Raw genomic sequence first — 19,440 nt, forward strand, 5'->3', positions numbered from 1 at the left:
GAATTGAGTAATATTCCCACGCACACATCTGAACATCTCCGACTGGAGGTGGACTATATGTATTACTTGGTAGTAAACGTCCCATCCCTTCGTAGGAGTAAGAATATGACCTGGTCCAAACCTGCTTACACTGATCTGCGCATCGGTTTCGAAGTCACCATGTACTTCGCCAGCCGTTAATCCGCTGGGTACTACAACGCCTCGGTTCGCCCGGGGCGTTTTTGTTTTGAGCTTGATGGAGCGACCATGTTTGTCCAGATTCTAGGTTCCGCCGCCGGCGGTGGTTTCCCGCAGTGGAACTGCAACTGCGTGAACTGCGCGGGTTTTCGTGATGGCAGCCTGCGGGCCCAGGCGCGTACCCAGTCGTCCATCGCGATCTCCGACGATGGCGTGAATTGGGTGCTGTGCAATGCCTCGCCGGATATCCGCGCGCAACTCCAGGGCTTTGCACCGATGCAACCCGGCCGCGCCCTGCGCGATACCGGCATCAGCGCGATCATCCTGATGGACAGCCAGATCGACCACACCACCGGCCTGCTGAGCCTGCGCGAAGGCTGCCCGCACCAGGTGTGGTGCACCGACATGGTCCATGAAGACCTCAGCACCGGTTTCCCGCTGTTCAGCATGCTCACCCACTGGAACGGCGGCCTGGCCTGGAACCGCATCGAGCTGGACGCCAGCTTCACCATCCCGGCCTGCCCCAATCTGCGCTTCACCCCGCTGCCCCTGCGCAGCGCAGCCCCACCCTACTCGCCACACCGCTTCGACCCGCACCCCGGCGACAACATCGGCCTGATCGTCGAAGACCTGCGCACCGGCGGCAAGCTGTTCTACGCCCCGGGCCTGGGCAAGGTCGACGCGCCATTGCTGGAGATCATGGCCGGCAGCGACTGTCTTCTGGTGGACGGCACCATGTGGGATGACGATGAAATGCAGCGCCGTGGCGTTGGCACCCGCACCGGCCGCGAGATGGGCCACCTGGCGCAAAACGGCCCCGGCGGCATGCTTGAAGTGCTGGAACAGTTGCCCGAGCAGCGCAAGGTGCTTATCCACATCAACAACACCAACCCGATCCTCGATGAAGACTCCCCCGAGCGAGCGGAGCTGGTGCGGCGCAATGTCGAAGTGGCTTACGACGGCATGAGCATTGAATTGTAGGAGCTGACGAGATGACTGACACGCCATTGACCACCGCCGAATTCGAAGCCGCCCTGCGGGCCAAGGGCGCCTTCTACCATATCCATCACCCGTATCACGTGGCGATGTACGAAGGCCGCGCCACCCGCGAGCAGATCCAGGGCTGGGTCGCCAACCGTTTCTATTATCAGGTGAATATCCCGCTCAAAGACGCCGCGATCCTGGCCAACTGCCCGGACCGTGAGATCCGTCGCGAGTGGATCCAGCGCCTGCTCGACCACGATGGCGCCCCCGGTGAGGACGGCGGCATCGAAGCCTGGCTGCGCCTGGGCCAGGCGGTGGGCCTCGACCCCGACCAACTACGCTCGCAGGAGTTGGTACTGCCTGGCGTACGATTCGCGGTAGACGCCTACGTCAACTTCGCCCGTCGCGCCAGTTGGCAGGAAGCCGCGAGCAGCTCGCTGACCGAGCTGTTCGCGCCGCAGATCCACCAGTCGCGCCTCGATAGCTGGCCGCAGCATTACCCCTGGATCGACCCGGCCGGCTATGAATATTTCCGCACCCGCCTGGGCCAGGCCCGCCGCGATGTGGAACACGGGTTGGCAATTACCCTGCAGCACTACACCACTCGTGAAGGCCAGGAGCGCATGCTGGAGATTCTCCAGTTCAAACTCGACATCCTGTGGAGCATGCTAGATGCCATGAGCATGGCCTATGAACTCAAGCGCCCGCCATATCACAGCGTGACCGAGCAGCGGGTGTGGCATAAAGGGATCACCCTATGAGCTTTGACCGCAGCAAGAAACCGACCTGGCGCCCAGGCTACCGTTACCAGTACGAGCCGGCGCAAAAAGGCCACGTGTTGCTCTACCCCGAAGGCATGATCAAGCTCAACGACAGCGCCGCATTGATTGGTGGCTTGATCGACGGCGAGCGCGACGTGGCGGCCATCATCGCCGAGCTGGAGAAACAATTTCCTGGTGTGCCTGAGCTCGGTGAAGACATCGAGCAGTTCATGGAGGTCGCCCGTGCTGAGCACTGGATCACCCTTGCCTGAAAAGCCGGCCATCGGCCTGCCGCTGTGGTTGCTGGCCGAGCTGACCTACCGCTGCCCGTTGCAGTGCCCGTACTGCTCCAACCCGTTGGACTTTGCCGAGCAGGGCAAGGAGCTGACGACCGAGCAGTGGTTCAAGGTGTTCCGCGAAGCCCGCGAGATGGGGGCCGCGCAGCTGGGGTTTTCCGGCGGTGAACCGCTGGTGCGCCAGGACCTGGCCGAGCTGATCGCTGAAGCGCGCAAACTGGGGTTCTACACCAACCTGATCACCTCGGGCATCGGCCTTACCGAGCAGAAGATCAGCGACTTCAAGAAAGCCGGCCTGGACCATATCCAGATCAGCTTCCAGGCCAGCGACGAACAGGTGAACAACCTGCTGGCCGGCTCGAAAAAAGCCTTCGCACAGAAACTGGAAATGGCCAGGGCCGTGAAGGCCCACGGCTACCCGATGGTGCTGAACTTCGTGACCCATCGGCACAATATCGACAAGATCGACCGCATCATCGAACTGTGCATTGCGCTGGAGGCCGACTTCGTGGAGCTCGCCACCTGCCAGTTCTACGGCTGGGCACAGCTCAATCGGGTGGGGTTGTTGCCGACCCGGGAGCAGCTGGTGCGCGCCGAACGCGTCACCAACGAATATCGCGCCCGGCTGGAAGCGGAAGGTCACCCGTGCAAGCTGATCTTCGTCACACCGGACTACTACGAAGAACGCCCGAAGGCCTGCATGAACGGCTGGGGCAGTATCTTTCTGACTGTGACGCCAGACGGCACCGCCCTGCCGTGTCACGGCGCCCGACAAATGCCGGTGCAATTTCCCAACGTGCGCGACCACAGCATGCAGCACATCTGGTACGACTCGTTCGGCTTCAACCGCTTCCGTGGCTACGACTGGATGCCCGAGCCGTGCCGTTCGTGCGATGAAAAAGAAAAGGACTTCGGCGGCTGCCGTTGCCAGGCCTTCATGCTCACCGGGGACGCGAGCAATGCCGACCCGGTGTGCAGCAAGTCCGAGCAGCACGGCATCATCCTGCAAGCGCGGGAAGAGGCCGAGCACGCCACCCAGACCATCGAGCAACTGGCCTTTCGCAATGAGCGCAACTCACGGCTCATCGCCAAAGGCTGACGGCCTCAGCGCTTGGCGATGATGTACACCGCGTGCACGATGCCCGGGATGTAGCCGCACAGGGTCAGCAGGATATTCAGCCAGAACGCGCCGCCGAAACCCACTTGCAGGAACACACCCAGTGGCGGCAACAGAATGGCGATGATGATACGAATGAAATCCATGGGATCAGCTCCAGAAAATCGGCTCGTGTGAGCCGTGTAGCTAATCGACCTTGGGCGTTCGTGAGGGTTCAGTGGGATCTGGCGTTGGGCCATCCAGGCAAAAAAACGCCCCCAGCCAAAAGAATCAGGCCGGAGGCGTCGCGTAGACCGCGAGACGGTTCAGGAATAGGGGTTAAACAGCAATGCCCTTGCGGCATTGCAGTTGTGCGGTGCGCACGCGGGAGAAGGCACGGGCCAGGCGCAGGAGCATTTCGTCGATGTTGCTTTTGCTCACCGTGAGGGCCGGGGTGAAGCGCAGGCAGCCGGGCTGTGGGGCGTTGAGGATCAGGCCTTCGTGCAGGGCCGCTTTTACCACCGCATCCGCAGAATCATCCGACAGCGCCAGGCCCCACATCAGGCCGTGGCCGCGCAGCGGGCCGTGGTCGTAGCGATAGGCCAGGCGGGCAAGGCCTTCGCCGAGGTAAAGGCCGGACTCACGCACCTGTTCCAGAAAGCCGTGCTCCAGCACCGTATCGAATACCGCCAGCCCGGCCGATGCCATCAGCGCATTGCCGTGATGGGTGCCTTCCAGCTCGCCCACTTCAAAACAGCAGGCTTTACCACGCGCCAGCAGCGCCGCAAGGGGCACACCGCCGCCCAGGCCTTTGCCCAGGGTGATGATGTCCGCACGTACGCCGTATTGCTGTTCGGCGAGCAAGGTGCCGCAGCGGCCTATGCCGGTTTGCACCTCGTCGAGTATCAGCAGGATCCCCAGTTCACGGCACAGCCGCTCGACCCCTTTGAGATAGTGCTCCGTCGCGGGGATCACTCCGGCCTCGCCCTGGATCGGCTCCAGCAGGATGGCGACGGTTTGCGCGTCGACCGCGGCATGCAGGGCCGGCAGGTCGTTGAAGGGCACATGGCTGAAGCCCGGCAGTTGCGGTTCGAAGCGATTGGTACTCTCGCCCGCCGACGCCGACATCGCCGCAAAACTGCGACCATGGCAACCACCGCTCGCGCTGATGATGCGGTAAGCGCCACCACGATGCAGTTGGCCCCATTTGCGCGCCAACTTGATCGCGGCTTCAACGGCTTCCGCGCCGCTGTTGAGCAGGTAGGCCTGGTCACTGCCGGTGCGATGGCACAGGCGCTCGGCGAGGTTGAGTTGAGCGCGGTTATGCAAGCCGTTGCCTGGGTTGATCAGCGCCTGAGTCTGGTCGGCCAGCGCCTTGATCAACACCTGTGGGCTGTGGCCGAGGCTGTTGGCTGCGTTGCCCTGGCTGAAATCCAGGTAGGCCCGGTCGTCACTGTCCCAGAGCCAGGAACCCTGGCCGCGCACGAACACTTGCGGCGGCCGTGCGACGGAGGGCATCAGGGATTCGTTGGGAGGATTATCGCTGGGTGTCTCCAGAACTAAATCGTCCAGGCTCGGCGCGGGGCGACGGAATAGATTCATGGCTCGCCCCCAATAGCAACTGGGCCTTGGTCGGTGCGAGGTGCCAACATTGCCTTGAGGTTTTTTGCCTTGCCTATGTAAACGCCATCAATATAAACGCTGTTCATTGCCCGATACGGCCCTGTAAGCCCTGCGAATAGGCGCTAGACTAGGCGTCTCGGGGGCCAGCGGCCATTTCGATTTTCCAGCTTTTTCGATAAGTAAGCCTTATGGATTTCAAGCAACTGCGTTATTTCGTCGCGGTGTATGAGGAGGGCCATGTAGGCCGTGCTGCGGAGCGTCTGTCGATCTCCCAGCCGGCGCTGTCCCAGCAGATTCGCCAGTTGGAGCAGAACCTGGATGTGAGCCTGTTCGAACGCAGCAGCAAGCGCCTGCTACCGACACTGGCGGCGCATACGCTGTACAACCACGCCTTGCCGCTGATCGATGGCATGCAACAGGCAGTTGAGGCCCTGCGCAACTTCAAGGGCCAGGCGATGCGCACGCTGGCCATCGGCGTGCTGCAAACCGTGCACACCAGCCTGGTCCCGCAGATGCTCGAGCGCGTGCGCAAGGCCCAGCCGCATTTGGTGGTGCAGATCTACGAATTGACCGGGCTCGAAATTGAGCGGCGGCTACTCAACGGCTCGCTGGATATCGGCATCAGTTACCTGCCGCCACGCCAGCCGGGGTTGCACGGCGTGTTGCTGTACGAAGATGAGTTGAAGGTGGTCATCCCCGAAGACCATCCCTTGCGGGAATTCAAGAAAGTCTCACTGAAGCAGGCCGCGGAGTTGCCGATGTTGCTGTTGGGGGAAGAGTTTCAGGTGCGGCAGATCTGGCAGGGCCAGCTGTCCAACCTCGGGCGACGCCCGCAAGTCCAGGCGGAACTCAACACCATGGTGGGGATCCTCGACAGCCTGCCTCACACCAAACTGGCGACGGTGCTGCCGGGGCGCTCCCAGGATGAACACAACAGCCAGGCGCTGCTTTGGAAGCCCTTGAGTGAACCCAGGGTGCCGCTGAAAGTCGGTCTGGTGTGCCGCGATGTGCAGCGCCAGCAGGCGACGGTGGCGTTGCTGCGCACCTTGCTGGAAGACGTGATGAATGCCCCGCAGGCGCCAGCCTGACTTTTTCGCGGGCAAAAGAAAACCCCGCCGAAGCGGGGCTTTGCAGACTGTTTCCCTGACATCCATTTCACTCCGCCGTCCTGGCAGAATCCTACGTGTCCGTGTTGTTGCTTTGCGCTTCCTGCGCGACGTCCATGTGAAGTAGATTATCCGTGGATCCAATATGGCGATAGAGGACGAATAGCAGCACGTCATGTAAGAGAATGCTTACACGCCCTCCAAGCCCTTAGAACAAGGCTTCATCCAGCAAAAACAGTGATTCGCTACCGGCCTTTACCGACGCACTCAGCGAGTGGATGCGTGGCAACAGGCGCGCAAAGTAGAAACGCGCAGTTCCCAGTTTGCTGGCGTAGAAGTCTTCTTGCGACTCCTTGCCCAACGCGGCCTTGGCCATGCGAGCCCACATATAGGCATACGCCATGTAGCCAAAGGCATGCAGGTACTCCACCGACGCCGCGCCGATTTCATTCGGGTTGGCCTTGGCGCGGTCCAGCACCCAGGCGGTCAGCTCATCCAGGTTATCCACCGCCGCGCCCAGCGGCTTGGTGAATTCGGCCAGCTCGGCACCCGCCGAGGCAATGAACGCGCGGATCTCATCGGCAAACAGGGTGTAGAACACCCCGCCACTGCCGACGATCTTGCGCCCCATCAGGTCCAGGGCCTGGATGCCGTTGGTGCCTTCGTAAATCTGGGTGATGCGCACATCGCGCACCAGTTGCTCCTGGCCCCACTCACGAATGTAACCGTGGCCGCCAAATACCTGTTGGCCCAGCACAGTGGTTTCCAGGCCCAGGTCGCTCAGGAACGCCTTGGCCACCGGCGTCAGCAGTGCCACCAGGTTATCCGCACGCTCGCGGGCAGCGGCGTCGTCGCTGAACTTGGCGATGTCCAGTTGCGTCGCCACGTAGGTGGAGAACGCACGGCCACCTTCGTTGGCGGCCTTCATGGTGAGCAGCATGCGCCGTACGTCCGGGTGCACGATGATCGGGTCGGCCATTTTGTCTTTGGCCTGGGCGCCGGTCGGTGCACGGCTTTGCAGGCGGTCGCGGGCGTACTCGATAGCGTTCTGATAGGAACGCTCGCCGGACGCCAGGCCCTGGATACCGACACCCAGGCGCTCGTAGTTCATCATGGTGAACATCGCCGCCAGACCACGGTTCGGCTCACCGACCAGGTAACCCACGGCCTCGTCGAAGTTCATCACGCAGGTCGCCGACGCCTGGATCCCCATCTTGTGCTCGATGGAACCACAGCTCACGGCATTGCGTGCGCCCAGGCTGCCGTCGGTGTTCACCATGAACTTCGGCACCAGGAACAGCGAAATCCCCTTGGGCCCCGCCGGCGCGTCCGGCAGCTTGGCCAGTACCAGGTGGATGATGTTATCGGTGAGGTCGTGTTCACCGCCGGTGATGAAGATCTTGGTGCCGCTGACTGTGTAGGAGCCGTCCGCCTGCGGCTCAGCCTTGGTGCGGATCATCCCCAGGTCGGTCCCGGCGTGGGCCTCGGTCAGGCACATGGAACCGGCCCACTCACCGGAATACATCTTCGGCAGGTAAGCGGCCTTGAGCGATTCGCTGGCGTGGGTGTTGATCGACACGCAGGCGCCGGAGGTCAGCATCGGGTACAGACCGAACGCCAGGCTCGACGAGTTGATCATCTCTTCGACCTGGGCCGACACGGCCTTGGGCATGCCCATGCCGCCGAACGCAGGGTCGCCGCCTACACCCACCCAACCGCCTTCAGCGTAGGTTTTGTAGGCTTGCGGGAAACCGTCCGGCGTAAATACCGCTGTGTTATCCCAACGGCAACCTTGTTCATCGCCACCACGGCTGAGCGGGGCGATGGATTTGGCGGTGACCTTGCCGGCTTCTTCGAGGATGGCCTCTACGGTTTCGGCGTCAACGGTGTCTGCCAATGCCGGCAACTGGGCCCAAGTGGTGGCGACCTCAAAGACTTCGTTGAGGACGAAGCGCATATCACGCAGCGGCGCTTTGTAATCAGCCATGGCAAACCTCGTGAGAACGTGAAAAGTAATTCGGTAAGAGTCGGTTTTACAGGCTCAGAGTGTACCCGAACAACTTTTCAGACACATAGGGTCCACTTGTGACTGATTGGTATTTTTAAGTCATCACCACGCAAACGCCTCCGCAGGCAGACTCATCAGGCATTCGCTGCCCGCTTCCACGGCCGCGCGATGGGTAGCCGTACGCGGCAGTAGACGCTTGAAGTAGAACTCGCACGTGGCCAACTTGGCCTTGGCAAAATCGCCATCTGGCTGTTCAAGGGCAGCGATCGCCATGCGCAGCCACAGGTACGCGAGCACCACGTAACCGCTGTACATCAAGTAATCCACCGCCGCCGCGCCCACTTCATCGGGGTTCTTCATCGCGGCCATGCCGACCTTCGTGGTCAGCTCACCCCATTCCCCGTTCAACTGATTGAGTTGCGCCACATAGCCCTTGAGCTGCGGATGCTCGGCATTCGCGGTACAGAACTTATGCACGATTTTGGTAAACCCACGCAGCAACTTGCCCTGGCTGCCCAGTACCTTGCGCCCCAGCAGGTCGAGGGCCTGGATGCCGTTGGTGCCTTCATAGATCGGCGCAATCCGCGCATCGCGGGCCAGTTGCTCCATGCCCCATTCGCGGATGTAACCGTGGCCACCGAAGATCTGCATGCCGTGGTTGGTCACCTCAAGGCCAGTGTCGGTCATAAAGGCTTTGCAGATGGGCGTGAGGAACGCCAGCAGGTCTTCGGCCTCCTGACGCTGCGCCGCGTCCTTGCTCAGGTGCGCGGTGTCGAGCAATTGTGCGGTGAAGTAGGTCAGCGCACGGTTGCCTTCGTTGAAGGCCTTCATGGTCAGCAGCATGCGGCGCACATCAGGGTGCACGATGATCGGGTCGGCGGCTTTGTCCGGGGCCTTGGCGCCAGTCAGCGAGCGCATTTGCAGACGGTCGTTGGCGTAGGTGATCGCGCCCTGGAAGCTCGCCTCGCCATTGCACAGGCCCTGCATGCCGGTGCCCAGGCGCGCATGGTTCATCATGGTGAACATACAGTTGAGGCCCTTGTTCGGCTCACCGATCAGGAAACCCTTGGCGCCATCGAAGTTCAACACACAGGTAGCGGACGCCTTGATGCCCATCTTGTGTTCGATGGAACCACAGTGCACCGCATTGCGCTCGCCTGTGTCGGCATGGAACTTGGGCACGATGAACAGCGAGATGCCCTTGGTGCCCGCCGGCGCATCCGGCAGCTTGGCCAGCACCAGGTGAATGATATTGGCGCTCATGTCGTGCTCGCCGGCCGAGATGAAGATCTTGCTGCCGGTGACCGCATAGCTGCCGTCCGCCTGGGGCACGGCACGGGTCTTGATCAGGCCCAGGTCGGTGCCGCAGTGGGCTTCGGTGAGGCACATGGTGCCAGTCCATTCGCCCGCAGTGAGTTTGGTCAGGAACGTGTCTTTCTGCTCGGCGGTGCCGTGGGCGTGGATCGCCGACATCGCGCCGTGGGTCAGCCCCGGGTACATGCCCCAGGAGGTGTTGCTGGAGCCGATCATCTCGCTCAGCACCAGGCCGAGCGACTGCGGCAAGCCCTGGCCACCGTAGGCCGGGTCCGCTGCCACGCCGTGCCAGCCGCCCTCAACGTACTGGGCGAAGGCTTCCTTGAAGCCCTTGGGCGTGGTGACCACGCCATTGTCGAAATGGCAGCCTTCTTCGTCGCCACTGCGGTTGAGCGGCGCGAGCACGTTCTCGCAGAATTTTGCGCCTTCTTCGAGGATCGCAGCGACCATGTCCGGGCTGGCATCGGTAGCGCCCAATGCGGCGTAGTGGCCGTGGAAATCAAACACGTTGTCGATCAGAAAGCGCATGTCGCGAAGGGGAGCTTTGTACTCAGGCATGGCAATGTCTCCGTCAGCAGATGGTTTCAACCTACCGCCGGCCAACGCCCGGAACAATCACTGTAGAACCGCTGAATACAGCGCCATCACTCAACCGGCAGCGCTCTCCATGCGCACCGCGCCACGCCGGGTCTGCCCGGACGCCACCACGCAGTTGCGCCCCGCGCCCTTGGCGGCGTACAGCGCCTGGTCGGCGGACTTGAGCACTTCCTCGGGCGTGCGCTGCTCGGCCTGGCGTTCGGCCACGCCGATGCTGATGGTCACTGAGACACTGGAGGCGCCGCTGCCTGAACGGCGCTGGCGACCCTGCTGATCGTCCTGGGGGCGGTCCGAATGACGCAGCTTGATGTCGTAGTCGGCGATGATCTCGCGGATCTCCTCCAGGTGCGGCATGCATTCATCCAGGGTCTTGCCGGCGAACACCACGGCGAATTCTTCACCGCCGTAGCGGTACGCACGCCCGCCGCCGTTGACCTTTGACAGCTTGCTCGCCACCAGCCGCAATACCTGGTCGCCCACGTCATGACCATGGGTATCGTTGAAGCGCTTGAAGTGGTCGACGTCGCTCATCGCCAGCACATAGTTGCGCCCCAGCCGCTGCATGCGCTCGTTCAGCGCACGACGCCCCGGCAGGCCGGTCAGCTCATCGCGGAAGGCCATTTGATAAGCCTCGTGGGCCACACCGGCGGCGATCATCAGCATCACCTGGCTGCACATGATATTCAGGGTGAAGGGCAGGATGAACGTCTGCGGCAACATCCAGAACAGGCCGAGCAACCCCACCAGTTGCGCCGCATGCAGCGGGCGCGGCTGGTACCAGTATTGCGCTGCCAGGGTCAGGAAGCCGATCAGGAACATCGGGTAAGACAACTGGATCAGGCTCATCCAAGTACCATGCAGCGCCGGCCAGCGGATCTCCGCCAGCCAGTTCAGCACCGCCTGGGGATAACTCTGCTCCAGCGCCAGCGCCACGCTGCCGACCGCCAGCAACACCGCGCCACGGGCAACGAAGTCACGAAACAGGTGGGTCTTCTCCTGCCACAGTGCGTAGATGCTGAACAACAACGGCAGCAGCAGGCAGCACAGGTGAAACACCACCGCGGCGTCTTCGCGCACGCGGCCATTGTCGCGGTAGAAGTCGGTCTGCGTATCGAGCAGGAAGTAGACGATGTACACCGTGATCATCAGGAACAGTTCACGCTGGCGGCGGTAAACCGCGCAGTACGAACCACCGAGCAACAGCACCAGGGTCGGCAATACATTGAACAGCGAGGTGAAGAAGACGTTGAGGTCCTTGACGTACGCAGCCGAGAGCCCGGCCAGCAAGAGCAGCAACGAAGGGAGAAAGTGACTGAAACGTACAGCGGACACGCGTGACAAGGGTAAAACTCCGACCCGCAAAAAATGATGGCACTGTGCCTTTATGCAGACAGTTAAACACAACCCGTCGAACATGTATCACATTGCCATCACTGTAACGGCAGCCGACAGTAATCCCTGAGTGCTGCGCTGTGGTTTTTTATCGGGTACAAAAAAGCCGCCGCTCCCGCAAGGGAGCGGCGGCTCTGCAAGTGAACCCCGGTAAGGCTTAGTAAGCCAGGCCGAAGTCTTCTTCTTTCATGTCCATGAGGTTGTTGGCGCCCGACAGCATGGTGGCTACGTGCGTACGGGTACGCGGCAGGATGCGCTGGAAGTAGAAGCGCGCGGTCTGCAGCTTGGCGGTGTAGAACGCTTCTTCGGTGGTGCCGGCAGCCAGTTTCTCGGCCGCCAGGCGCGCCATGTCGGCCCAGAAGTAAGCCAGGCAGGCGTAACCGGAGTACATCAGGTAGTCCACCGAGGCGGCCCCCACTTCTTCACGGTCTTTCATCGCGGCCATGCCGACCTTCATGGTCAACTCGCCCCACTCTTTGTTCAGCGCAGCCAGCGGTGCAACGAATTCTTTGACCGCTTCGTTGCCTTCGTTGGCCTGGCAGAACTTGTGCACGATCTTGGTGAAGCCCTTGAGCGCTTCGCCTTGGGTCATCAGCACTTTACGGCCCAGCAGGTCGAGGGCCTGGATGCCGGTGGTGCCTTCGTACAGCATCGAAATGCGGCTGTCGCGAACGTTCTGCTCCATGCCCCACTCGGCGATGAAACCGTGGCCGCCATAGATCTGCACACCGTGGTTGGCCGATTCAAAGCCGACTTCGGTCATGAAGGCCTTGGCGATCGGGGTCATGAAGGCCAGCAGGCCGTCCGCCTGTTTCTTGGCTTCGTCGTCGGTGCCGTATTTGACGATGTCCACTTGCTTGGCAGTGAAGTACACCATCGCACGGTTGCCTTCGGCGAAGGCCTTCATGGTCAGCAACATGCGGCGCACATCAGGGTGCACGATGATCGGGTCGGCGGCTTTGTCCGGTGCTTTCGGGCCGGTCAGGGAGCGCATTTGCAGACGGTCGCGGGCATATTTCAGGCCGCCCTGGAAACCGATCTCGGCATGGGACAGGCCTTGCAGCGCGGTACCCAGGCGAGCGGTGTTCATGAAGGTGAACATGCAGTTCAGGCCTTTGTTCGCCGGGCCGATCAGGAAACCGGTGGCCGCGTCGAAGTTCATCACGCAGGTGGCGTTGCCGTGGATGCCCATCTTGTGTTCCAGGGAACCACAGCTCACGGCGTTGCGCGCGCCAATCGAGCCATCGGCGTTCGGCAGGAACTTCGGCACGATAAACAGCGAGATGCCTTTGGTGCCGGCCGGTGCGTCCGGCAGGCGGGCCAGTACGATATGGACGATGTTGTCGGCCATGTCGTGTTCACCGGCCGAGATGAAGATCTTGGTGCCGGAGACCTTATAGGAACCATCAGCCTGAGGCTCGGCCTTGGTGCGCAGCATGCCCAGGTCGGTGCCGCAGTGTGGCTCGGTCAGGCACATGGTGCCGGTCCATTCGCCCGACACCAGTTTGGTCAGGTAGGCCTCTTGCTGCTCGGGGGTGCCGTGCTCGGAGATGGTGTTCATCGCACCGTGGGACAGGCCCGGGTACATGCCCCACGACCAGTTGGCGGTGCCGACCATTTCGCTCACGGCCAGGCCCAGGGATTCCGGCAGGCCTTGGCCGCCGTGCGCCACGTCGTGGGCCAGGCTTGGCCAGCCGCCTTCGACGAATTGTTTGTAGGCTTCTTTGAAACCGGTAGGGGTTTTGACGCCCGACTCACTCCAGGTGCAGCCTTCGATGTCGCCCACGCGGTTCAGCGGTGCCAGCACTTGCTCACAGAACTTGGCGCCTTCTTCAAGGATGGCGTCAACCATGTCCGGGGTAGCGTCCTGGCAAGCCGGCAGGCTCTGATAGTGCGCTTCATAGCCAAGCAGTTCGTCACGAACGAAGCGAATATCACGCAAGGGGGCCTTGTAGTCAGGCATAGCGATAAACCTCTGCTGATGTATCTGGAATGAACAACCGCGTGGAAGTGTTGGGGCGGTCAAACAGGTGTTTGAAACATACGTTTACCACTTGGGGATGTCAAGCGTCGTCCCGATGCCGTTTGTCATGACGCGAATCAATGGCGCGCACGGCAACGCTTGCGGCAAGACGCCACATGACTGCGGGAGTGTAGAAGTTCAGAAGGACGGCACAGTAAAAATGTGGGAGGGGGCTTGCCCCCGATAGCGCCATGTCAGCCATACACACATTGGCTGATCCATCACTATCGGGGGCAAGCCCCCTCCCACATTTTTTAGCGCCAGCAGATCAGGCGTAGGTGTCGATCAAGGTGCCGAGCATTTCATCCGAAGCCTTGGCGACTTTGGCGCCGAGCTCCACTTGGAATTTGCCCTGGGCCATTTCAACCATATTGCTGGCGGAGTTGGACGGCTGGGCGCGGTCGTTGGCTTGCAGACGGTCGCTTTGCGCATCCGATGGCTGGGTAGTCGCGGCGCTGGCAATTCTGCCGGCGGCCTGATCGACACGGTTCTGTCCAGACTGAATACTGCTCAGGCCCGAATAAAACGCGCTGCTTCCAGAGATTTCCATGGCGTAAGCCTGCCTTTAGAGAATCGTGAAGTTGAATTGAAGCAGATATCCCGTCAAAGGGCTCGTCAAAAACACTAATGGCATAATGCCTTGTCGATAGCCAAAATCAGTCAAGCAGGTCCAACTGTAAGTACTCGGCAACCGCTTCAGCCCCGGCGTGCTTGAGTTTCGGCACACGCCCCAGGCATGGCGCAGGCAGGCGCTCGGCCAGGGTGGCGAGGTTTTCTTCCAGACGGGAGGTCTTGGGCTCGATGATATTGGCCACCCACCCGGCCAACTGCAGGCCGTCCCGGGCGATGGCTTCGGCGGTCAGCAAGGCATGGCTGATGCAACCCAGGCGCACGCCCACCACCAGGATCACCGGCAACTTCAGCGCCATGGCCAGGTCCGACAGGTTCGCCTGATCGGCCAATGGCACCCGCCAGCCGCCGGCGCCTTCGATCAGGGTGAAATCCGCTTGCCGTGCCAGAATCTGCTGCATGGGCTTCAACAACGATTGCACGGTGAGCGAGAAACCTGCCTCCCGCGCCGCCAGGTGGGGAGCGATGGCCGGTTCGAAGGCCACCGGGTTGACCTCGGCATAACTCAACGGCAACGAGCATTCAGCCAGCAACGCCAGTGCATCGGCGTTGCGCAAGCCCTTGGGCGTGACCTGGCAACCGGAGGCCACCGGCTTGCCAGCCGCGGTGCTTCTACCGGCTTGCCGCGCCGCGTGCAACAGGCCGGCGGCGATGGTGGTCTTGCCGACATCGGTGTCGGTACCGGTGATGAAGTAGGCGGCGCTCATAGAGGTTTCTCCAGTACGGCATACACCACTTGGTAAGTCGCCGGCAGGCCTTGGGCCTGGCGGAACCGCTCATACGCGTGCACCAGTGCAACAATCCGCGCGCGCCCCGTCAACCCACCGGGGCGACCGGGGTTGAGGTTATGCGCGCCCAGGGCCTTCAATTCGTGGGTCAGGCTGCGTACATCCGGGTAATGCAACACATGAGGACGGCGCTCCAGGCTCACCACCCGCAGGCCGCTGGCCGCACACAAGTGTTGATACGCCTCGAAGGTGCGGAAGCGATTGACGTGCACCAGGCCATCCGCCGCACGCCAGCTTTCGCGCAGTTCTTCCAGGGTGCCCACGCAGAGACTGGCGAAGGCCAGCACTCCGCCCGGTTGCAACACCCGATAGGCTTCGCTGAGCACCGCCTCGAAATTCGCACACCACTGCACCGCGAGGGAGGAAAACAGCAGCTGCACGCTCTCAGCTTTGAGCGGCAAGCGTTCGGCGTCGCCGGCGATGAAGTGCTCGGCGCCACCCAGGGGGCGTGCGTGGTTGAGCATGCCTTCGGCGATATCCAGCGCGATGCCTTCGCTGGCGGGCCACTGTTCACCCAGCACGCGACTGAAATACCCGGTGCCGCAGCCCATGTCCAACCAGCGTTGCGGCGCGGTATTGGCCGGCAGGCGCGCCAGCAATTGGCTGCCCACCGCCCGCTGCAATTCGGCAACACTGTCGTAACTGGCGGCGGCACGGGAAAAGGACGCCGCCACCTGGCGCTTGTCCGGCAACGCGCCCGGCAGCGGGGCGTGGGATAAATCAGTCATCGACGCACTCATGCAAAAAAGCCTGGATGGCCCCCGCTACACCGTGAGGGTCTTCCAGAAGAAAAGCGTGGCCGGCCTGTTCAATCAGGCCGATTTCAACATCCGGCAGCAGGGCCAGCAGGTCGCTGGCGGCTTCGGCGGGTACCAACCCGTCCAAGCCGGCGAACAGGTGCAACTGCGGGCCGCGATAGGCCAATAAGGCTTCACGGGTATCCAACTGGGCGAGTAGCTCAAGGCCGGGCATCAACACACTGGAGGGCGTGTTCGGCGCACCACTGACCAGCAGGCGCGACAGTCCGCGCGGGTCTTCGGCGCCCTTGGCGCACAACAGGCCGAAGCGCTTGAGGGTGACCTGGGAGTCGGCATGGCAGCCAGCGAGGAACGCGTCGAAGGTCTCGGCGGGCATCGCGCTTGGCCAGCCAGCGCGGGCGACGAAACACGGGTTACTCGCCAGGGTCAGCAGGCCACAGCAACGTTCGCCACGCCGCGCCGCCAGCTCCGAAGCCAGCATGCCGCCCAGGGACCAGCCGCCCAGCCAGGCGTTGTCCGGCAGCGTGGCGTCGAGTTCGTCGAGCCACTCATTCAGGTCGCTGGAATCCAGTGCGGGCAACGGTTCGATCTGCACCTGCAGGTGCTCGTCCAAACCTTGCAATGCGGCGGCCAACGGCTCCAGCGGCGATACACCGAGGCCCCAGCCGGGCAGCAATATCAGTCGATCACGCATGGTTGGGCTCCGAACTGCCTAACAAGCGGAAACACGCTTCCAGTGCGTTTAACAATAGCTGCACCTGCGCCGCGCTGTGGGCCGCCGTCAATGTCACGCGCAGACGCGCACTGCCGGCGGGCACGGTCGGTGGGCGAATAGCTGTGACCATCAGGCCGCGTTCGCGCAGCATCTGCGACAGCCGCATGGCCTTGGCGCTGTCGCCGATCAGGATGGGTTGGATCGGCGTGAAGCTGTCCATCAGGTCCAGCCCAAGCTGCTCGGCGCCCTGGCGGAACTGGCTGATCAGGCGGTTGAGGTGCTCGCGCCGCCAATGCTCAGTGCGCAACAGTTCCAGGCTTTTCAAGGTGGCGCAGGCCAGGGCGGGCGGTTGGCTGGTGGTGTAGATGTAAGGGCGGGCGAACTGGATCAGGCTTTCGATCAGCTCTTCACTGCCGGCCACAAACGCCCCGGCCGTGCCGAACGCCTTGCCGAGGGTGCCGACCAGCACCGGCACGTCCTCCTGGCTCAGGCCGAAATGCTCGACGATCCCGCCGCCGTTGGCGCCCAGGGGGCCAAAACCATGGGCGTCATCCACCATCAACCAGGCGCCTTTGGCCTTGGTTTCGCGGGCCAGCGCGGGCAGGTCGGCCAGGTCGCCGTCCATGCTGAACACACCATCGGTGACCACCAGGGTATTGCCGGTAGCTTTTTCCAGGCGCTTGGCCAGGCTCTGCGCATCGTTATGCAGGTAACGATTGAAACGCGCCCCCGAGAGCAAGCCCGCGTCCAGCAGCGACGCATGGTTGAGACGGTCTTCCAGCACCGTATCGCCCTGCCCCACCAACGCCGTGACCGCGCCGAGGTTGGCCATGTAACCGGTGGTAAACAGCAGCGCACGCGGGCGACCGGTGAGGTCGGCCAGGGCCTCTTCCAGTTCATGGTGCGGCGTGGCATGCCCGACCACCAGGTGCGAAGCGCCGCCGCCCACACCCCAACGGGAGGCACCGGCGCGCCAGGCCTCGATCACTTGCGGGTGATTGGCCAGGCCCAGGTAATCGTTATTGCAGAACGCCAGCAGCGGCTGGCCGTCCACCACCACTTCCGGGCCTTGGGGGCTGTCGAGTAGCGGGCGTTGGCGGTAAAGGTGTTCGGCACGACGGGCAGCGAGGCGCGCGGCGAGATCGAAAGACATGCTGGCCTCGATTAAACAGGATGTACGCGCTAAAGAATGTGAAGGGGATCCAGTGTGGGAGGGGGCAAGCCCCCTCCCACACCAGTCCTTTCCCACAGTTGGCTGGCATTTCAATCAAACAACAGCGTTGTAGAACTGCTCGCTGCTCTTCTGCTCCACCAACGCCTGCTCGATTGCCGCCTGATGCACTTCATCGGCATGTTCTTCACGGGCTTCCGGCAGGATGCCCAGGCGCGCGAACAGTTGCATGTCCTTGTCAGCCTGCGGGTTGGCGGTGGTCAGCAACTTGTCGCCGTAGAAGATGGAGTTGGCACCGGCAAAGAACGCCAACGCCTGCATCTGCTCGTTCATCGCCTCACGGCCGGCCGACAGGCGCACGTGGGACTTCGGCATCAGGATGCGCGCCACGGCGAGCATGCGGATGAAGTCGAATGGGTCGATGTCTTCGGCGTTTTCCAGCGGTGTCCCCGCCACCTTCACCAGCATGTTGATCGGCACCGACTCCGGATGCTCCGGCAGGTTGGCCAGCTGGATCAGCAAATTGGCGCGGTCGTCGAGGGACTCGCCCATGCCGAGGATGCCGCCGGAGCAGATCTTCATCCCCGAATCACGCACATAGGCCAGGGTTTGCAGACGCTCGCTGTAGGTGCGGGTGGTGATGATGCTGCCGTAGAACTCCGGCGAGGTGTCGAGGTTGTGGTTGTAGTAGTCCAGGCCGGCCTGGGCCAGGGCTTCGGTCTGGTCCTGGTCAAGGCGGCCGAGGGTCATGCAGGTTTCCAGGCCCATGGCCTTCACGCCTTTGACCATTTGCAACACGTAAGGCATGTCTTTGGCCGACGGGTGTTTCCAGGCGGCGCCCATGCAGAAGCGGGTCGAGCCGATGGCCTTGGCGCGGGCGGCCTCTTCGAGGACCTTCTGCACCTCCATCAGCTTTTCTTTTTCCAGGCCGGTGTTGTAGTGGCCCGACTGCGGACAATATTTGCAATCTTCCGGGCAGGCGCCGGTCTTGATCGAGAGCAGCGTCGACACTTGCACACGGTTGGCGTCGAAATGCGCGCGGTGCACGGTCTGCGCCTGGAACAGCAGGTCATTGAACGGCTGCACGAACAGCGCTTTGACTTCGGCGAGGGACCAATCGTGACGCAAGGTGGCGGTGGTGCTGGCGCTCATGGGCGATTCCTTGATTATGCTTTGGCAAGCGCTGCGGGAAGGGCAATACCCACAGGCACGACACGGATGCTCGGCATATTTAAGGAAGATTCATGCACTGTCAACCGATATACAAACACCAGGTTTACATCTGGTTAAATAACATACAGACCTGTTTAATCTGTGATGAAGCGACACAATCCACCCAGTGTGTGTGCAACGTCTGCGAAACCGAGCTGCCCTGGCTCATGGAGCACTGCGATGTGTGTGCCCTGCCCCTGCCGATGGAGGGTTTGATTTGCGGGCAATGCCAAAAAAATCCCCCCGCGTTTAAACAGGTCATCGCCCCCTGGTCCTACAGCTTTCCCATCGACAGCCTGATCAGCCGCTTCAAGCATCAGGCACGCTGGCCCCTCGGGCAGATGCTGGCGCGGCTCCTGGCGCAACACCTGCAACATCGCTTTGACAATACCGAACTCGTACGCCCCGAGTGCCTGCTACCGGTGCCCATGGCGCGCAAGCGTCTGCGCGAACGCGGCTACAACCAGGCGTTGATGCTGGCGCGCTGGCTCGGCAGCGACTTGAACATCCCCCACGATGAACAGCTGTTGTTACGCCCCCATGAAACCGTGGCCCAACAGGCCCTTGACGCCAAGAACCGTAAACGCAACCTGCTCGGCGCCTTCGCCCTGGCGCCCGACGCCCAGGTGCAGGGCCGGCATTTCGCCCTGGTCGACGACGTGCTGACGACCGGCGCCACGGCCCACAGCCTGGCGCGGTTATTGATGAACGCCGGTGCGAAGCAGGTCGATGTGTATTGCCTGGCCCGCACGCCCAAACCGGGCAGTTGACTTGACTCCAGCCCACCGT

Annotated in this window: 19 protein-coding genes; 7 read left to right on the forward strand and 12 right to left on the reverse strand. The window is 62.1% G+C overall.

The window, feature by feature from the left end; all coding sequences use genetic code 11:
• Positions 1 to 105: 105 nt before the first annotated feature.
• From pqqA to pqqE, 5 genes are all read left to right on the forward strand, one after another.
• A complete protein-coding gene (gene pqqA / locus LUU92_RS26360; RefSeq protein WP_003194766.1) occupies positions 106 to 180 on the forward strand; it encodes a pyrroloquinoline quinone precursor peptide PqqA in 75 nt (24 codons plus the stop codon).
• 66 nt (positions 181 to 246) lie between these two features.
• Complete coding sequence (gene pqqB / locus LUU92_RS26365) at positions 247 to 1,158, forward strand: pyrroloquinoline quinone biosynthesis protein PqqB (protein WP_058424746.1); 912 nt, start codon at positions 247 to 249, stop codon at positions 1,156 to 1,158.
• Positions 1,159 to 1,169: 11 nt separating this feature from the next.
• Positions 1,170 to 1,922, forward strand: a complete 753-nt coding sequence (gene pqqC / locus LUU92_RS26370; RefSeq protein ID WP_017138042.1) for a pyrroloquinoline-quinone synthase PqqC — start codon at positions 1,170 to 1,172, stop codon at positions 1,920 to 1,922.
• Positions 1,919 to 2,194 (forward strand): pyrroloquinoline quinone biosynthesis peptide chaperone PqqD, encoded by a 276-nt coding sequence (gene pqqD, locus LUU92_RS26375; protein ID WP_092242265.1) that lies wholly within the window; start codon positions 1,919 to 1,921, stop codon positions 2,192 to 2,194. Before pqqC ends, pqqD begins: the two co-directional genes overlap by 4 nt.
• Complete coding sequence (gene pqqE, locus LUU92_RS26380) at positions 2,187 to 3,317, forward strand: pyrroloquinoline quinone biosynthesis protein PqqE (RefSeq protein WP_371322069.1); 1,131 nt, start codon at positions 2,187 to 2,189, stop codon at positions 3,315 to 3,317. Before pqqD ends, pqqE begins: the two co-directional genes overlap by 8 nt.
• Positions 3,318 to 3,322: 5 nt before the next feature.
• Here the strand turns inward: pqqE and LUU92_RS26385 are convergent, their stop codons facing one another.
• The gene (locus LUU92_RS26385; RefSeq protein ID WP_003228885.1) at positions 3,323 to 3,481 is read right to left on the reverse strand and encodes a YqaE/Pmp3 family membrane protein; all 159 of its coding nucleotides are present in this window, start codon (positions 3,479 to 3,481) and stop codon (positions 3,323 to 3,325) included.
• Positions 3,482 to 3,653: 172 nt separating this feature from the next.
• Positions 3,654 to 4,916, reverse strand: a complete 1,263-nt coding sequence (locus tag LUU92_RS26390) for an aspartate aminotransferase family protein (RefSeq protein ID WP_222540535.1) — start codon at positions 4,914 to 4,916, stop codon at positions 3,654 to 3,656.
• Positions 4,917 to 5,125: 209 nt separating this feature from the next.
• Here LUU92_RS26390 and LUU92_RS26395 point away from each other — a divergent pair, with 209 nt between their 5' ends.
• Entirely contained in the window at positions 5,126 to 6,025 is a 900-nt protein-coding gene (locus LUU92_RS26395; protein ID WP_071490257.1) for a LysR family transcriptional regulator, read from the forward strand.
• A 226-nt stretch (positions 6,026 to 6,251) separates the two neighbouring features.
• Here LUU92_RS26395 and LUU92_RS26400 read toward each other — a convergent pair whose 3' ends face one another.
• The 10 genes from LUU92_RS26400 to bioB all read right to left on the reverse strand — a co-directional run bounded on the left by LUU92_RS26400 (position 6,252) and on the right by bioB (position 18,591).
• Positions 6,252 to 8,030 carry an acyl-CoA dehydrogenase C-terminal domain-containing protein gene (locus LUU92_RS26400; RefSeq protein ID WP_257102851.1) on the reverse strand — a complete coding sequence of 593 codons (1,779 nt, stop codon included), beginning with the start codon at positions 8,028 to 8,030 and terminating at the stop codon, positions 6,252 to 6,254.
• A gap of 123 nt (positions 8,031 to 8,153) precedes the next feature.
• Positions 8,154 to 9,923, reverse strand: coding sequence for an acyl-CoA dehydrogenase C-terminal domain-containing protein (locus tag LUU92_RS26405; RefSeq protein WP_071490259.1), 1,770 nt, complete (start codon positions 9,921 to 9,923; stop codon positions 8,154 to 8,156).
• A 90-nt stretch (positions 9,924 to 10,013) separates the two neighbouring features.
• A complete protein-coding gene (locus tag LUU92_RS26410) occupies positions 10,014 to 11,303 on the reverse strand; it encodes a GGDEF domain-containing protein (RefSeq protein ID WP_071490260.1) in 1,290 nt (429 codons plus the stop codon).
• A gap of 208 nt (positions 11,304 to 11,511) precedes the next feature.
• The gene (locus LUU92_RS26415; RefSeq protein WP_071490261.1) at positions 11,512 to 13,317 is read right to left on the reverse strand and encodes a phenylacyl-CoA dehydrogenase; all 1,806 of its coding nucleotides are present in this window, start codon (positions 13,315 to 13,317) and stop codon (positions 11,512 to 11,514) included.
• Positions 13,318 to 13,645: 328 nt separating this feature from the next.
• The gene (locus tag LUU92_RS26420; RefSeq protein WP_058426691.1) at positions 13,646 to 13,927 is read right to left on the reverse strand and encodes a hypothetical protein; all 282 of its coding nucleotides are present in this window, start codon (positions 13,925 to 13,927) and stop codon (positions 13,646 to 13,648) included.
• Between the two features lie 106 nt (positions 13,928 to 14,033).
• Complete coding sequence (gene bioD, locus LUU92_RS26425; protein ID WP_092242245.1) at positions 14,034 to 14,714, reverse strand: dethiobiotin synthase; 681 nt, start codon at positions 14,712 to 14,714, stop codon at positions 14,034 to 14,036.
• Positions 14,711 to 15,523 carry a malonyl-ACP O-methyltransferase BioC gene (gene bioC, locus LUU92_RS26430; RefSeq protein ID WP_071490263.1) on the reverse strand — a complete coding sequence of 271 codons (813 nt, stop codon included), beginning with the start codon at positions 15,521 to 15,523 and terminating at the stop codon, positions 14,711 to 14,713. Before bioC ends, bioD begins: the two co-directional genes overlap by 4 nt.
• Positions 15,516 to 16,247, reverse strand: a complete 732-nt coding sequence (locus LUU92_RS26435; RefSeq protein ID WP_071490264.1) for an alpha/beta fold hydrolase — start codon at positions 16,245 to 16,247, stop codon at positions 15,516 to 15,518. Before LUU92_RS26435 ends, bioC begins: the two co-directional genes overlap by 8 nt.
• On the reverse strand, positions 16,240 to 17,421 hold the full coding sequence (bioF, locus tag LUU92_RS26440; RefSeq protein ID WP_257102852.1) for an 8-amino-7-oxononanoate synthase: 1,182 nt from the start codon (positions 17,419 to 17,421) through the stop codon (positions 16,240 to 16,242). Before bioF ends, LUU92_RS26435 begins: the two co-directional genes overlap by 8 nt.
• Before the next feature lie 114 nt (positions 17,422 to 17,535).
• On the reverse strand, positions 17,536 to 18,591 hold the full coding sequence (gene bioB, locus LUU92_RS26445) for a biotin synthase BioB (RefSeq protein ID WP_058426686.1): 1,056 nt from the start codon (positions 18,589 to 18,591) through the stop codon (positions 17,536 to 17,538).
• A gap of 92 nt (positions 18,592 to 18,683) precedes the next feature.
• On the opposite strand from bioB, the gene LUU92_RS26450 reads away from it, so the two are divergent.
• Positions 18,684 to 19,421: a ComFC family protein gene (locus tag LUU92_RS26450; RefSeq protein WP_257102853.1), complete on the forward strand. Its 738-nt coding sequence runs from the start codon at positions 18,684 to 18,686 to the stop codon at positions 19,419 to 19,421.
• Positions 19,422 to 19,440 lie beyond the last annotated feature (19 nt).

The organism is Pseudomonas extremorientalis (assembly GCF_024584605.1).
In the GTDB taxonomy this organism is placed as follows: Bacteria; Pseudomonadota; Gammaproteobacteria; order Pseudomonadales; family Pseudomonadaceae; genus Aquipseudomonas; species Aquipseudomonas extremorientalis.

What these genes read in the sequence shown, in the direction of transcription:
- LUU92_RS26395 (WP_071490257.1), top strand. Translation starts at nt 5,126, where the DNA reads ATGGATTTCAAGCAACTGCGTTATTTCGTCGCGGTGTATGAGGAGGGC.
- LUU92_RS26415 (WP_071490261.1), bottom strand. Translation starts at nt 13,317, where the DNA reads ATGCCTGACTACAAGGCCCCCTTGCGTGATATTCGCTTCGTTCGTGAC.
- pqqB (WP_058424746.1), top strand. Translation starts at nt 247, where the DNA reads ATGTTTGTCCAGATTCTAGGTTCCGCCGCCGGCGGTGGTTTCCCGCAG.
- LUU92_RS26435 (WP_071490264.1), bottom strand. Translation starts at nt 16,247, where the DNA reads ATGCGTGATCGACTGATATTGCTGCCCGGCTGGGGCCTCGGTGTATCG.
- LUU92_RS26400 (WP_257102851.1), bottom strand. Translation starts at nt 8,030, where the DNA reads ATGGCTGATTACAAAGCGCCGCTGCGTGATATGCGCTTCGTCCTCAAC.
- bioF (WP_257102852.1), bottom strand. Translation starts at nt 17,421, where the DNA reads ATGTCTTTCGATCTCGCCGCGCGCCTCGCTGCCCGTCGTGCCGAACAC.
- bioC (WP_071490263.1), bottom strand. Translation starts at nt 15,523, where the DNA reads ATGACTGATTTATCCCACGCCCCGCTGCCGGGCGCGTTGCCGGACAAG.
- pqqC (WP_017138042.1), top strand. Translation starts at nt 1,170, where the DNA reads ATGACTGACACGCCATTGACCACCGCCGAATTCGAAGCCGCCCTGCGG.
- LUU92_RS26450 (WP_257102853.1), top strand. Translation starts at nt 18,684, where the DNA reads ATGCACTGTCAACCGATATACAAACACCAGGTTTACATCTGGTTAAAT.
- LUU92_RS26390 (WP_222540535.1), bottom strand. Translation starts at nt 4,916, where the DNA reads ATGAATCTATTCCGTCGCCCCGCGCCGAGCCTGGACGATTTAGTTCTG.
- bioD (WP_092242245.1), bottom strand. Translation starts at nt 14,714, where the DNA reads ATGAGCGCCGCCTACTTCATCACCGGTACCGACACCGATGTCGGCAAG.
- LUU92_RS26405 (WP_071490259.1), bottom strand. Translation starts at nt 9,923, where the DNA reads ATGCCTGAGTACAAAGCTCCCCTTCGCGACATGCGCTTTCTGATCGAC.
- LUU92_RS26385 (WP_003228885.1), bottom strand. Translation starts at nt 3,481, where the DNA reads ATGGATTTCATTCGTATCATCATCGCCATTCTGTTGCCGCCACTGGGT.
- LUU92_RS26420 (WP_058426691.1), bottom strand. Translation starts at nt 13,927, where the DNA reads ATGGAAATCTCTGGAAGCAGCGCGTTTTATTCGGGCCTGAGCAGTATT.
- bioB (WP_058426686.1), bottom strand. Translation starts at nt 18,591, where the DNA reads ATGAGCGCCAGCACCACCGCCACCTTGCGTCACGATTGGTCCCTCGCC.
- pqqD (WP_092242265.1), top strand. Translation starts at nt 1,919, where the DNA reads ATGAGCTTTGACCGCAGCAAGAAACCGACCTGGCGCCCAGGCTACCGT.